The 14,579-nt window shown below is 49.9% G+C and carries 14 protein-coding genes and 1 riboswitch; all 14 genes read left to right on the plus strand.

Annotated elements, in window-relative coordinates:
• Positions 1 to 26 precede the first annotated feature (26 nt).
• Positions 27 to 947 carry an aspartate carbamoyltransferase catalytic subunit gene (locus tag M654_RS10705; RefSeq protein WP_026586897.1) on the plus strand — a complete coding sequence of 307 codons (921 nt, stop codon included), beginning with the start codon at positions 27 to 29 and terminating at the stop codon, positions 945 to 947.
• Positions 931 to 2,217 (plus strand): dihydroorotase, encoded by a 1,287-nt coding sequence (locus M654_RS10710; RefSeq protein ID WP_026586898.1) that lies wholly within the window; start codon positions 931 to 933, stop codon positions 2,215 to 2,217. The genes M654_RS10705 and M654_RS10710 overlap by 17 nt, the downstream gene beginning before the upstream one ends.
• Entirely contained in the window at positions 2,214 to 3,308 is a 1,095-nt protein-coding gene (locus M654_RS10715) for a carbamoyl phosphate synthase small subunit (RefSeq protein WP_026586899.1), read from the plus strand. Before M654_RS10710 ends, M654_RS10715 begins: the two co-directional genes overlap by 4 nt.
• Complete coding sequence (carB, locus tag M654_RS10720; RefSeq protein ID WP_026586900.1) at positions 3,293 to 6,508, plus strand: carbamoyl-phosphate synthase (glutamine-hydrolyzing) large subunit; 3,216 nt, start codon at positions 3,293 to 3,295, stop codon at positions 6,506 to 6,508. The genes M654_RS10715 and carB overlap by 16 nt, the downstream gene beginning before the upstream one ends.
• Positions 6,505 to 7,275, plus strand: coding sequence for a dihydroorotate dehydrogenase electron transfer subunit (locus tag M654_RS10725; RefSeq protein WP_026586901.1), 771 nt, complete (start codon positions 6,505 to 6,507; stop codon positions 7,273 to 7,275). Before carB ends, M654_RS10725 begins: the two co-directional genes overlap by 4 nt.
• The gene (locus M654_RS10730) at positions 7,275 to 8,210 is read left to right on the plus strand and encodes a dihydroorotate dehydrogenase (protein ID WP_026586902.1); all 936 of its coding nucleotides are present in this window, start codon (positions 7,275 to 7,277) and stop codon (positions 8,208 to 8,210) included. The genes M654_RS10725 and M654_RS10730 overlap by 1 nt, the downstream gene beginning before the upstream one ends.
• Complete coding sequence (pyrF, locus tag M654_RS10735) at positions 8,179 to 8,898, plus strand: orotidine-5'-phosphate decarboxylase (RefSeq protein ID WP_026586903.1); 720 nt, start codon at positions 8,179 to 8,181, stop codon at positions 8,896 to 8,898. The genes M654_RS10730 and pyrF overlap by 32 nt, the downstream gene beginning before the upstream one ends.
• Entirely contained in the window at positions 8,895 to 9,527 is a 633-nt protein-coding gene (gene pyrE / locus M654_RS10740) for an orotate phosphoribosyltransferase (protein ID WP_026586904.1), read from the plus strand. The genes pyrF and pyrE overlap by 4 nt, the downstream gene beginning before the upstream one ends.
• 158 nt (positions 9,528 to 9,685) lie before the next feature.
• A riboswitch (SAM riboswitch) is annotated at positions 9,686 to 9,791 on the plus strand.
• 107 nt (positions 9,792 to 9,898) lie between these two features.
• A complete protein-coding gene (locus M654_RS10745) occupies positions 9,899 to 10,012 on the plus strand; it encodes a YezD family protein (RefSeq protein WP_372709743.1) in 114 nt (37 codons plus the stop codon).
• An 85-nt stretch (positions 10,013 to 10,097) separates the two neighbouring features.
• Positions 10,098 to 10,799 (plus strand): phosphoadenylyl-sulfate reductase, encoded by a 702-nt coding sequence (locus M654_RS10750; RefSeq protein ID WP_026586905.1) that lies wholly within the window; start codon positions 10,098 to 10,100, stop codon positions 10,797 to 10,799.
• 11 nt (positions 10,800 to 10,810) lie between these two features.
• A complete protein-coding gene (locus M654_RS10755; protein WP_026586906.1) occupies positions 10,811 to 11,875 on the plus strand; it encodes a sulfate permease in 1,065 nt (354 codons plus the stop codon).
• 19 nt (positions 11,876 to 11,894) lie between these two features.
• Positions 11,895 to 13,031: a sulfate adenylyltransferase gene (gene sat, locus M654_RS10760; protein WP_026586907.1), complete on the plus strand. Its 1,137-nt coding sequence runs from the start codon at positions 11,895 to 11,897 to the stop codon at positions 13,029 to 13,031.
• Between the two features lie 15 nt (positions 13,032 to 13,046).
• Positions 13,047 to 13,652 (plus strand): adenylyl-sulfate kinase, encoded by a 606-nt coding sequence (gene cysC, locus M654_RS10765; RefSeq protein ID WP_026586908.1) that lies wholly within the window; start codon positions 13,047 to 13,049, stop codon positions 13,650 to 13,652.
• A 153-nt stretch (positions 13,653 to 13,805) separates the two neighbouring features.
• Entirely contained in the window at positions 13,806 to 14,579 is a 774-nt protein-coding gene (gene cobA / locus M654_RS10770; protein WP_026586909.1) for a uroporphyrinogen-III C-methyltransferase, read from the plus strand.

The following is a 14,579-nucleotide window of genomic DNA, read 5'->3' on the forward strand; positions in this document are numbered from 1 at the left end:
TCCGATGAAAGCGGAGGGGAAAACAAATGAAACATTTGACCGCAATGAACGAGTTGAGTATCGAGGACATTTTCGGGTTGATTCAAGAGGCGGAGGAGCTCAAAAAAGGCAAATCAGATCACGTTCTCTCCGGAAAATTTGCCGCCAACTTGTTCTTTGAGCCGAGTACAAGAACCCGTTTCAGCTTCGAAGTCGCAGAAAAGAAGCTTGGCATGAATGTGTTGAATCTTGACGGTGTATCGACAAGTGTTCAAAAAGGGGAATCTTTGTACGATACGGTGCGGACGCTTGAATCCATCGGCGCCGACGTTTGTGTCATCAGGCACTCGGAAGATCATTACTACAAGGAATTGGTCGGCCGTGTCGGCATCCCGGTTGTCAACGCAGGTGACGGCTGCGGTCAGCATCCTACACAATCTTTGCTCGACTTAATGACGATCTATGAGGAATGGGGCAAATTTGACGGATTAACCGTCTCCATTCACGGCGATATCAAGCACAGCAGAGTGGCCAGATCAAACGCCGAAGTGCTGACAAGGCTCGGGGCAACGGTTCTCTTCTCAGGACCTGCTGAGTGGAGGGATGAGGATAATCCTTACGGAACGTATGTTGCGGCAGATGAAGCTGTTGCCGATTCGGATGTCGTGATGCTGCTGAGAATCCAGCATGAACGCCATCAAGCAAAAGCAGATGCCAGCGATTATTTGCAGACATTCGGATTGTCGACTGAACGGGCAAAGCGTTTGAAAAAGGATGCGATCATCATGCATCCGGCTCCGGTCAACCGCGGTGTCGAAATTGACAGTGCGCTGGTGGAATCCGCTCAATCAAGGATTTTCAAGCAAATGGAAAACGGCGTCTACATCAGAATGGCGGTTTTAAAACGGGCGCTCGAACTAGGCGAAAATGAAAAAAGGGGAGATCAAGCTTATGTCTTATTTAATTAAAAACGGCTTTATGCTCAACGAAAAAGGAGAAAAGGTCAAGCGCGATATCAGGGTCACTGGTGAAGCCATAAGCGAACTCGGCAGCCTTGAGGCTGGACCCGGCGAAGCGGTCATTGATGCGGAGGGGCTCCTCGTTTCTCCGGGGCTTGTCGATCTTCACGTCCACTTCAGAGAGCCCGGCGGGGAAAAAAAGGAGACGATCGAAACGGGTTCAAAAGCGGCGGCAAGAGGCGGATTTACGACAGTCGCCGCCATGCCGAACACACGCCCCGTCCCCGACACGACGGAACAAATGGAGTGGCTGACAAGCCGCATTCACGAAACGTCTGCCGTCAGGGTCCTTCCATACGCATCCATCACGGTTAGACAAGTCGGCGAGGACATGACCGATTTTGCAGGGCTTTCAGCTGCGGGCGCATTTGCCTTTACCGATGACGGTGTCGGCGTCCAGAACGCGGGTATGATGTTTGAAGCGATGAAAAAAGCGGCTTCTATCAATAAAGCAATCGTTGCCCATTGTGAAGACAATACTTTAATCTACGGCGGGAGCGTCCATGACGGTGATTTTGCAAAAGCTCACGGTTTAAACGGGATTCCTTCCGTATGTGAAGCGGTTCATATCGCCAGGGACGTTCTCCTGGCGGAAGCGGCGGGCTGCCATTACCACGTCTGTCATATCAGTACGAAGGAATCGGTCAGAGTCGTCCGCGATGCAAAAAAAGCGGGTATCCGCGTGACAGCCGAGGTGACACCGCATCACTTGCTGCTTTCTGACAGCGACATCCCCGGGCTTGATACAAACTACAAAATGAATCCGCCGCTCAGAGGCCAAGATGACAAGGAAGCACTGCTTGAAGGCCTTCTTGATGGAACGATCGATTTCATCGCAACAGACCATGCGCCGCATACAGAAGCGGAAAAACAGCAGACGATGAGCCTCGCCCCATTTGGAATCGTCGGATTGGAAACGGCTTTTCCGCTGCTTTACACACACTTTGTCAAAAACGGTGCATGGACATTAAAACAACTGCTTGATTATATGACGGTCAAACCTTGTGAAGCGTTCGGACTGCCATACGGAAGACTTGAAGTTGGACGGCCGGCGGACATCACATTGATCGATCTTGAGAAAGAAGAAGCGATTGATAAAACGAGCTTCCTTTCCAAAGGAAGAAACACGCCGTTTAACGGCATCAGCTGCTTCGGCTGGCCGGTCTTGACAATGGCCGGTGGAAAACTCGTTTACGAAAAGGGGAGGCTTGTAAAATGAAAAGACGTCTTATATTAGAAAACGGAGCGATATTTGAAGGGAAAGCGTTCGGCAGTCTGGACAACAGCATGGGAGAAGTCGTTTTTAACACAGGGATGACAGGCTATCAGGAAATCCTTTCAGATCCGTCATACTGCGGACAAATCGTCACCCTGACCTACCCGCTGATCGGAAACTACGGCATCAACAGAGACGATTTCGAATCGATTACACCGTATGTGAAAGGGTTTATCGTAAAAGAGTTATGTCAACTCCCATCAAACTGGCGCTCAGCCTATACGCTAGATGAATACTTGAAAATGAAAAACATCCCTGGTTTGTCCGGAATTGATACGAGGAAGCTGACAAGAATGATCCGCACGGCAGGAACGCTGAAAGGAATGTTTGCCGGCTCTGATGAGGATGCGGACGCTTTGATCAGAAAAATGAAAGATACAAGCCTTCCGACAGACCAGGTCAGCCAAGTCTCAACAAAAACCGCCTATCCGAGCCCTGGAAGAGGAAAGCGGATCGTGCTCGTTGATTTCGGCATGAAACACGGTATTTTGCGAGAACTGAACAAACGCAAATGCGATGTCATTGTCGTTCCCCACAATGTCACGGCTGAAGAAGTCATGCAGCTGAAGCCGGACGGTGTCATGCTGTCAAACGGACCAGGAGATCCGAAGGATGTGCCTGAAGCGATTGAAATGATTCAAAACATTCTCGGCAAAGTGCCGTTATTCGGCATCTGCCTCGGCCATCAGCTGTTTGCACTCGCCTGCGGGGCGGAAACCGTCAAAATGAAGTTCGGCCACCGCGGTTCCAACCATCCGGTCAAAGAGCTGAAAACAGGCAGGGTGTCGATCACGGCGCAAAACCACGGCTATACGGTATCATCTGTGGACAATACGCCTCTTGAAGTCACACATGTGGCCATCAACGACAACACGATTGAAGGGCTGAAGCATCAATACGAACCGGCTTTCACGGTTCAGTATCATCCGGAAGCTTCACCGGGTCCTGAGGATGCCAACCATTTGTTTGATCAATTTCTAGCCATGATTGAAACCACAGAGAAAGAAGGGGAAGCGGTATGCCTAAACGCGTAGATATTCAAAAGATATTGGTGATCGGATCAGGGCCGATTATCATCGGCCAGGCGGCGGAATTTGATTATGCGGGCACACAAGCGTGTCTCGCTTTAAAAGAAGAAGGCTATGAAGTCATTCTTGTCAATTCCAATCCGGCAACGATCATGACGGATACTGAGATGGCAGACCGGGTTTATATCGAGCCGCTGACGCTTGAGTTTTTGACACGGATTATCCGCAAGGAGCGTCCAGATGCGATTTTGCCTACCCTTGGCGGCCAGACCGGACTGAACTTGGCGGTTGAATTGTCAGAGCAAGGAATTTTGGCCGAATGCGGTGTTGAAGTCCTCGGCACGAAATTGTCTGCCATTCAAAAGGCGGAAGACCGCGATCTGTTCAGAAGCTTGATGAATGAGCTGAACGAGCCTGTGCCGGAAAGCGAGATCATCCATTCTTTGGATGAAGCCCGCGCGTTTGTCGAGCGAATCGGGTTTCCGGTCATCGTCAGACCCGCTTACACGCTTGGCGGAACAGGCGGAGGGATCTGTTCAAATGAAGCGGAGCTTTCAGAAATCGTTGAAAACGGCTTGAAAATGAGCCCGGTTCACCAGTGTCTCTTGGAAAAGAGCATTGCCGGCTTCAAAGAAATTGAATACGAAGTGATGCGGGATTCGAGCGACCACGCCATTGTCGTCTGCAATATGGAAAACATCGATCCGGTCGGCATTCATACCGGAGACAGCATTGTTGTCGCACCGAGCCAGACGTTAAGCGACCGCGAATATCAAATGCTTCGCAATGTATCCTTAAAAATCATCCGCGCGCTTGAAATCGAAGGCGGATGCAATGTCCAGCTGGCGCTTGACCCGGACAGTTTCCAATACTACATCATTGAGGTCAATCCGCGGGTCAGCCGTTCATCAGCGCTCGCTTCAAAGGCGACCGGGTATCCGATCGCAAAGCTGGCTGCCAAAATCGCTGTCGGCCTGTCCTTAGATGAAATGATGAACCCTGTGACAGGAAAAACATACGCTTCCTTTGAACCGGCCCTTGACTATGTCGTCTCGAAAATCCCGCGCTGGCCGTTTGACAAGTTTGAATCGGCAAACCGCAAGCTCGGCACACAGATGAAAGCGACGGGCGAGGTGATGGCGATCGGCCGAACATGGGAGGAATCGCTTCTGAAAGCGGTTCGTTCGCTTGAAGCAGATGTTTACCATCTGGAACTGAAAGATGCGCAAACCATTTCAAACGAAACTTTGGAAAAACGGATTAAAAAAGCAGGCGACGAACGGCTCTTTTATTTGGCTGAAGCATTCAGACGAGGCTACACTGTGGAAGATCTCCACGCGTTTTCCGCGATTGACCTTTTCTTCCTTCATAAGCTCGAGGGGATCATTCGCTTTGAAGAGGTGCTGAAAGCGGGTCGCGGTGATCTCGCACTGCTGCAGGAAGCGAAAGAGCTCGGCTTTTCCGACCGCTTCATCAGCCGCCTGTGGGATATGCCTGAACGAAAAGTGTATGAGCTCAGGAAAGAAGCGAACATCACACCTGTCTATAAAATGGTCGATACGTGTGCGGCCGAGTTTGAATCAGAAACGCCTTACTTCTACAGCACATATGAAGAAGAAAACGAATCGGAAAGAACAGAGAGAGACAGTGTCATTGTTCTCGGATCAGGACCGATCCGGATCGGCCAGGGAGTTGAATTTGACTATGCAACCGTTCACTCGGTCTGGGCCATTAAAGAAGCGGGCTATGAAGCGATTATTATCAACAACAATCCGGAAACGGTTTCGACAGACTTCAGCATCTCCGACAAGCTGTATTTTGAACCGCTGACAGTTGAAGATGTGATGCATATTATCGATTTGGAGCAGCCGAAAGGCGTTGTCGTCCAGTTTGGCGGACAAACGGCGATCAATCTTGCCGATGAACTTGCAGACCGCGGCGTTGCGATTCTCGGTACATCGCTTGAAGATTTGGACAGAGCCGAAGACCGCGACAAGTTTGAACAGGCGCTTGAGGCGCTGAATGTTCCGCAGCCGCTGGGGAAAACGGCAACATCTGTAGAAGGCGCCGTCAAAATCGCGGCCAATATCGGCTATCCGGTTCTTGTCCGTCCATCATATGTACTCGGGGGACGGGCCATGGAGATCGTCTACAATGAAACAGAGCTTCTCCATTACATGGAACATGCGGTGAAAGTGAATCCGCAGCATCCTGTCTTAATCGATAAATATTTGATCGGAAAAGAAATTGAAGTCGATGCGATCTCTGACGGCGACACGGTCGTGATTCCGGGGATTATGGAACATATCGAACGGGCCGGCGTCCACTCCGGAGACTCGATTGCCGTCTATCCGCCGCAATCGCTCTCTGAAGGGATCAAGAAAAAGATTGAACAATATACGATCGAGCTTGCGAAAGGCTTGAACATCATCGGACTGCTCAACATTCAGTTTGTCCTTTCTAAAGATGAGGTCTACGTCCTTGAGGTGAATCCGCGCTCAAGCCGCACGGTGCCGTTCCTCAGCAAAATCACCGGAATTCCGATGGCAAACATTGCGACAAAAGTGATTCTCGGGCAGAAGCTGGCCGGCATGGGCTATGCGGAAGGCCTGCAAAAAGAACAGGAAGGCGTCTATGTCAAAGTTCCTGTCTTCTCCTTCGCGAAGCTCAGAAGAGTGGATATCACTCTCGGACCGGAAATGAAATCGACCGGAGAAGTGATGGGCAAGGACAGCACATTGGAAAAGGCGCTCTACAAAGGGCTGATCGCATCAGGTATTCAAATTCCAAATTACGGGTCCGTGCTCCTGACTGTTGCTGACAAAGATAAAGAGGAAGGGCTTGCGATCGCCAAGCGGTTCCATTCAATCGGCTACAACATCCTGGCTACAGAAGGAACCGCCGAGTACTTGCGCGAAGCATCCGTACCGGCTAAAACCGTCGGGAAAATCGGTGAAGAAGGGAAAAATCTGCTTGATGTCATCCGCAACGGAGAAGCGCAGTTTGTGGTCAACACGCTGACAAAAGGAAAACAGCCGGCGAGAGACGGCTTTAGAATCAGACGTGAATCTGTTGAAAACGGCGTAGCCTGCCTGACATCGTTAGATACGGCTGAAGCAATCCTCCGGGTGCTTGAAAGCATGAGCTTCCGCGCCGACCATATGCCTGCTGTGAAAATCAAGCAAGAGAGAGCTGTTGTCCAATGAAAAAAGGGAATATGACGGTTCGCGCAAACGAGTGTATAGCAGACAGTATTTATCAGATGGTGCTGGAAGGAGAGCTTGCCGAGGCGTGCAGCACTCCCGGCCAGTTCCTTCATATAAAAGTATCGGAATCTGTGGCTCCTTTATTGAGAAGACCGATCAGCATCGCCGAGGTCGACAAGGACAAGCGGGAGATTACGATCATTTACCGTAAAGAGGGAGAAGGCACAAGCCTTCTTTCTTTAAAGCAAAAAGGGGATCAAGTCGATGTCCTTGGTCCGCTTGGAAACGGGTTTCCGGCCGAATCGCTCGCAAGCGGAAAAACGGCTCTGTTGGTCGGAGGCGGAATCGGGGTCCCGCCCCTGTACGAGCTCGCCAAACAGCTGACAAAAAAAGGGGTCAACGTCATAAGTGTATTAGGATTCGGATCTGCAAAGGATGTCTTTTATGAGCGGGAATTTAGCGCCTTCGGACCGGTGTTTATCGCGACAGCGGACGGCACTCACGGATCAAAAGGATTTGTAACAGATGTCATCGAAGCCCGCGGGCTTCAGTTCGATTATCTTCTGGCCTGCGGTCCGACACCGATGCTGAAAGCTTTGAAACAGCGCTATCCTGACAAAGAGGTTTACCTTTCAATGGAAGAACGGATGGGCTGCGGAATCGGCGCCTGTTTTGCCTGTGTATGCCATACGGAAGAAAGCGAAACATCGTATGTGAAGGTATGTCTTGACGGCCCCGTTTTTAAAGCGCAGGAGGTGCTTTTGTAATGCTTGATGTGAATTTGCCAGGCCTTAAATTAAAAAACCCGATCATGCCGGCTTCCGGATGTTTTGGCTTTGGAAAAGAGTTTGCTAACTTTTACGATCTTTCCTGTCTTGGCGCCATCATGATTAAAGCGACAACGAGCGAGCCCCGCTTCGGAAATCCGACACCGCGGGTCGCCGAGACGCAGGCCGGCATGCTCAATGCGATCGGACTGCAGAATCCGGGTCTTGCATCTGTCATGGAAAACGAGCTGCCATGGCTTGAACAGTTTGACACACCGATCATCGCCAATGTCGCCGGATCACAGCTTGAAGACTATGTCGAAGTGGCCGAAGCCGTCAGCAAGGCGCCGAACGTGCACGCGCTTGAGCTCAATATTTCCTGCCCGAATGTCAAAACCGGAGGCATCGCCTTCGGGACAGACCCGGGGATGGCGGGTGAACTGACGAAAGCGGTGAAAGAAGTGTCGAGCGTTCCCATCTATGTCAAGCTGTCGCCGAATGTCGCGAATGTGACAGAAATCGCTCTTGCCATTGAAGAGGCGGGAGCAGACGGTTTAACGATGATTAACACGCTGATCGGGATGAGACTCGACTTAAAAACGGGAAAACCGATCCTCGCCAACAAAACAGGAGGATTATCCGGCCCTGCCGTGAAGCCTGTAGCGATCCGGATGGTGTATGAAGTCAGCCAGAAGGTTAACATTCCGATCATCGGCATGGGCGGTGTCCAGTCTGCCGAAGACGCCCTCGAATTTTTCCTGGCCGGAGCTAGCGCTGTCGCCGTCGGCACAGCTAACTTCGTCAACCCGTTTGCCTGCCCGGACATCATTAACGAGCTGCCGCGCGTTTTAGAAAAATACGGATATCACTCCTTAGAAGAGTGTATCGGAAGGAGCTGGAAGGATGAAGCATACGCAGCCCATCATCGCGCTTGATTTTGCATCAGCGCGCGAAACATTTGCGTTTTTGGACCGTTTTCAAGGGGAGAAGCTTTTTGTCAAAGTTGGAATGGAGCTTTTTTATCAAGAAGGCCCTTCCATTCTTGAAGAACTGAAGCAGCGGGACTGCCGCATTTTCCTTGATTTGAAATGCCATGACATCCCGACAACGGTATATAAAGCGATGAAAAGGCTGGCGGGATTCGGCGTTAACCTTGTCAATGTGCACGCCGCCGGCGGAAAGCAGATGATGGAAGCTGCGGTGGAAGGCCTTGAAGCCGGAACCCCTGCCGGAGAAAAACGGCCGTCATTAATCGCGGTGACCCAGCTGACCAGCACGTCCCAAGACATACTGACAAGCGAACTCTTGATCGAAGCGCCGCTTGATGAGGCTGTGCTTCACTACAGCAGATTGGCTGCACAAAGCGGGCTCGACGGGGTCGTCTGCTCCGTACATGAAGCTGAGCGCATTTATCAGGCTGCAGCTCCTGATTTTCTGACCGTCACACCGGGAATCCGCCTGGCAGATGACAATACCAATGACCAAGTCAGAGTAGCGACGCCGGAATACGCAAGGGAAAAAGGCGTTTCGGCGATCGTTGTCGGCCGGTCGATCACAAAGGCGCCGGATCCGGTCGCAGCCTATCAGAAAATAGCGTTTCAATGGGAGGGAATCAAGGCATGAAAACAGAGATAGCCAACCATCTATTAAAAATCAAAGCGGTTTTCCTGAGGCCGAATGAGCCGTTCACATGGGCAAGCGGCATCCTGTCGCCGATCTATTGCGACAACCGATTGACACTTTCATACCCCGAAGTGCGCGACACCATCGCTTCCGGCCTTGCCGAATTGATACAAGACAAATTTCCCGAAGCGGAAATGATCGCCGGAACGGCGACAGCGGGTATTCCGCATGCTGCGCTGGCCGCTGACAGGCTGCAGCTGCCGATGTGCTATGTCAGAAGCAAGCCGAAGGCGCACGGAAAAGGAAATCAAATCGAAGGGGTCGTAAGTAATGGCCAAAAAGTCGTTGTGATCGAAGATTTGATTTCAACAGGAGGAAGTGTGCTTGAAGCCGCCGCCGCGCTGAAAGAAGCCGGATGTGAGGTGCTCGGCGTCGCCGCGATCTTCACATACGGCCTCGACAAAGCCGCCGCCGCTTTTGGTGAGGCAGGTATCGCCTATTATACACTCACCGATTATGACACCTTGACGGAAGCTGCGCTTGCCGAAGGTATGATCAAAGAAGCGGATGCCGTCAAGCTGAAAGAATGGAAAGTCAATCCTGAATCAACATCCTGGATGGAAATGTGACCGATGCCGTGTCCCCTGAAATGGGGAACGGTTTTTTGTTTCTTTTTTCAGATTCAGAAATAGGAAAAACGTATCATTTTTTATTTTTATTAATCCTATCAAAAAAGTCGGGTTGACTTTTATTCGAATTGTGCTAAAATTTTAAAATAACAAAAGCAAACTTATCAAGAGCGGTGGAGGGACTGGTCCGATGAAACCCGGCAACCTGCGTGCAGACGTAAGGTGCTACTTCCAGCAAAATGCCCTCATTTTGAGAGATAAGGAATATGAGAAGTTCCTCATCTTTCTTTCAAATTTGGAAGAAAGATTTTAATTTTTACGGGGCAGAGGAGGAGCTAGGAGTGAAAACAGATGAGCAGCTCGAAAAAGCGATCATCAAAATGAAAGACATGCTGAAGGACATGAATTACGGATCGATCACATTCGTTGTTCAAGACGGCAAGGTCATTCAAATTGAAAAAAATGAAAAAATAAGATTGAAATAGCTGACTAGACAAACTAGAGGCGGTTTTCACAGTTTTTTTCTGCTGGAAGCCGTTTTTTTGTTGGCGAAAAAAGGGGGAACCGACAATTTTTACTTACAGTACATGGGAAGAACCGACCATCTCTTTTCAAGAAGATGATTCATATAAAGGAGCACTGTCCGTCCTGAAATGGGCGTACGGCCATTACGGAGATCAGCTCGTATATGCATGCAGCTTCGGAATTGAGGGAATTGTCCTGATCGATTTGATTTACAAGGTGAAAAAAGACGCTGTCATCGTCTTCCTTGATACAGGCCTTCATTTTAAAGAAACGTATGAAACGATAGACGCTGTCAAAGAACGATATCCCGGCCTCCAGATTGTGATGAAAAAACCGGAGCTTACCGTCGCACAGCAAGCTGAACAATACGGGGATGAACTTTGGAAGACCGCCCCGAATTCCTGCTGTGAAATGCGGAAGATCATTCCTCTCCGCGAGGTGCTTTCCGGCTATCCGGCATGGCTGTCTGGCCTTCGCCGCGAACAATCCGAAGGACGCAGAAAGACGAACTTCTTAAACAAAGACGAGAAATTCAAGTCCATCAAAGTATGTCCGCTCATCCATTGGACGTGGAAGGATATTTGGAGATATGTCACAAAACACGATCTGCCGTATAATCCGCTTCACGACCAAGGCTATCCGAGCATAGGCTGTGCGCCGTGCACCTCTCCTGCCTTTACGATGGACGATCTCCGCTCCGGACGATGGAACGGCTTAAACAAAACCGAATGCGGACTGCACGAGTAAGGAGATGAGTTATGGAACTTGCCGCCATTTTATTTAGCATGTTTTTTGCGATGAACATTGGAGCAAGCGGGGCCGCCGCTTCAATGGGCATCGCCTACGGATCGGAAGCGGTCAAAAAGAAGCTTCACGCGCTTTTGATCTGTGCGGCCGGCGTTCTCTCAGGTGCCGTCATCGGCGGCGGAAACGTCGTGAAGACGATCAGCTCGGGTATTATTCCCGAACAGGTGATCACGCTGGAAATCGTCTGCATTATCATCGGATCAGCCGCTTTGTCGCTCTTTATCGCAAACGTTCTCGGCATTCCGCTTTCGACAAGTGAGGTGACAGTCGGATCTGTCGTCGGCGTCGGTGTCGCCTATCAAATTTTATATGTCAAATCTTTGCTTGTCATCGTCATGTTTTGGGTTATCGTTCCAATCGCCGCTTTTACTTTTACATTTGCCATGGCAAAGATCATGAAAAAAGCGATAAAGCGTCCCGCTTCAGGGAACAAAGCGAAAATTTTGGCGGTCCTTCTGCTCATCAGCGGATTTTTTGAGGCCTTCTCAGCGGGAATGAACAATGTCGCAAACGCTGTCGGCCCTCTGGTGGCGGCGCATGTTTTGACAGTTGGCGAAGGAACGCTGTACGGCGGGCTGTTCGTCGCACTGGGCGCCCTATTATTGGGCCGGCGCGTGCTTGAAACAAACGGCAAAAAGATCACCAGATTCTCAAAAGGAGAGGGGATCCTTCTGTCAAGCACCGGAGCCGGGCTTGTGATGATCAGCTCAATTTTCGGTCTTCCGGTTCCGCTCGCGCAGGTGACATCATCTTCTATAATAGGAATGGGAATGGCAAAAAACGGCGGCAATGTTTTTCATAAACAGGTGGTCAAAACGATGCTGAAAGTATGGATCGTATCGCCGTTTCTTTCATTAAGTCTTTCCTATACGCTAGTCAGCCTTTTATTAAAGGGAGACTATTACGCTCTCATTGTCATCACGAGCGTTCTTCTGGCGTCAGTCGGAACGATCAGCCTGATGAGGGCGGTCAAAAAAGAACACAGCTCCGTCCATGAACAGGGCGGAGGAATTTAAAGTAGGGGGAAACAGAGTCATGAGTTTAGCACCACACGGCGGTGTTTTGGTAAACCGCGTAAATGAAGAATTTGATTTCGAGCAAATCGCACAGGAAATTGCACTGGATGTGATCGCTTTTGCCGATCTTGAGCTGATCGGAATCGGAGCATACAGCCCGTTAGAAGGGTTTTTAACAGAGAAAGACTATCTTTCGGTTGTGGAAAACATGAGGCTTGCCGCAGGCCATGTATGGACGCTTCCGATTACACTTCCTGTTGATGAACAAAAAGCGGTTCAATTGAAAGTCGGAGATACCGTCCGTCTCACATACAACGGAGAAACATACGGCGTCATTGACATCGAAGATATCTATACGCCGGATAAAAAGACGGAAGCCGTCCGCATCTATAAAACCGACGAGATTGAGCATCCGGGCGTCAAAAAACTGTTTGAACGCGGGAATGTTTATGTCGGCGGGCCGATCACTCTCATCAAGCGAAGTGAAAAGCAATTCCCGGCACATACGTTTGAACCTGCGGAAACGAGACAAAAATTCGCAGAGAATGGCTGGAAAACGATCGTCGGCTTCCAAACGAGAAACCCGGTGCACAGAGCACACGAATACATCCAAAAAACAGCGCTCGAAACGGTAGACGGACTGTTCCTCAATCCATTGGTCGGGGAAACGAAATCAGACGACATTCCGGCGGATGTCCGCATGGAAAGCTATCAGGTGCTGCTTGACGGGTATTATCCGAAAGACCGCGTCTTCCTCGGGGTCTTCCCGGCAGCGATGCGCTATGCGGGACCGAAAGAGGCGATCTTCCACGCGCTTGTCAGAAAAAACTACGGCTGCACACACTTTATCGTCGGAAGAGACCATGCCGGAGTCGGCGATTACTATGGAACATATGAGGCGCAGGAGCTGTTTGATCAGTTTAAACCGGAAGAGATCGGGATCACGCCGCTGAAATTTGAACACAGCTTTTACTGCAATGTCTGCGGTTCAATGGCAACGGCGAAAACGTGTCCTCACGGCAAAGAACATCATGTCATTTTGTCCGGCACAAAGGTGAGGGCCATGCTGAGAAACGGCGAATTCCCGCCTAGCACATTCAGCCGCCCTGAAGTCATTCAAACATTGATAAAAGGCTTGGCGGCCGGGGTTTCTTAAAAGGGGGGCTAACAATTGGTAAATCAAGATATCGTCTGGCATCAGGCATCCATTACAAAGCAGGAATACCATGAAAAAAACAAACACAAAAGCTCGATCATTTGGCTGACGGGTTTGAGCGGCTCAGGAAAATCTACGATTGCCAACGCAGCCGCACGCAAATTGTTTGAAGAAGGCTACCAGGTGACGGTCCTTGACGGGGACAATGTCAGACACGGGCTGAACAAAGATCTCGGGTTTTCCGATGAGGACCGAAAAGAGAATATCCGCCGGATCGGCGAAGTTGCAAAACTGTTTGTCGAACAGGGGACGATCGTGATTACGGCATTTATTTCTCCATTTAAAGAAGACCGCGACCTCATCAGACAGCTTGTTGAGGAAAATGAATTTCACGAAGTATATGTCAAATGCGATTTAGAAACGTGTGAAGAGCGGGACCCGAAAGGCCTGTACAAAAAAGCGAGAAACGGGGAGATTCCGTTTTTCACCGGAATCGATTCGCCTTATGAAGAACCCGAAGCGCCGGAGCTTGTCCTTGATACGGGTCAAAACGACCGAAACGCATGCAGGGAGCAGCTTGTCGAATATGTCAAAACCATTGCGAAACCATCCGGAAACTAAAAACGGGAACAATAGGAAAGTGCAGCTGATGCACTTTCCTATTTCATAAAGAAAACGTTTGGTTTTTGTGATATTTTCGGGCGCCGAACGCTTTCTTTATGATTTATAATGAGTTTGGAGAAGATCGAGATCAGATCGGGGGGAGAAAAGAAGATGGGGAAAGTATATATCGTTGGGGCAGGTCCTGGAGACCCCGATTTACTGACGATCAAAGCTTTAAAAGCCATCCAACAAGCCGATGTCATTTTATATGACAGGCTTGTCAATAAACAGATTTTACAGCATGCCAAAGCGGGAGCGGATTTGATCTTCTGCGGAAAGCTGCCTGACTATCACATGATGAAGCAGGAAACGATCAACCATTTTCTCGTCAAGTATGCGAAAAAAGGCAAAACCGTTGTCAGGCTGAAGGGAGGAGATCCGTTCGTCTTCGGCAGAGGTGGAGAAGAAGCGGAAAGCCTTGCTGAAAACGGGATTTCTTTTGAAATTATTCCCGGCATCACATCGGGGATAGCCGCGGCCGCTTATGCCGGCATTCCTGTAACACACCGGGAGGCAAGCTCAAACGTCGCTTTCGTGACGGGCCATTACAAAAAAGAAGAAGTCTTTGAAGAAAAATGGAAAGCGCTGGCGACGGGGATTGATACTCTTGTGATCTATATGGGAATCAAAAACATCACACAAATTGAAAGGCTGCTGATCGAAAACGGCAGAGATCCGTCTACACCAGCCGCTTTCATTCACTGGGGCACGACGGACAAACAAAAAACGGTGCTGTGCACGGTGGACACGCTGGCCGAAACCGTTAAAACTGAAAATATCACGAATCCGAGCCTGATTGTGATCGGCGATGTGGTCCATTTCCGCTCGAAAATCGACTGGTTTGAAAACGAGCTGAAAAATACGGCATTAAGCGAGGCGCTTTAA

The organism is Bacillus sp. NSP9.1 (assembly GCF_000465465.2).
In the GTDB taxonomy this organism is placed as follows: Bacteria; Bacillota; Bacilli; order Bacillales; family Bacillaceae; genus Bacillus; species Bacillus sonorensis_A.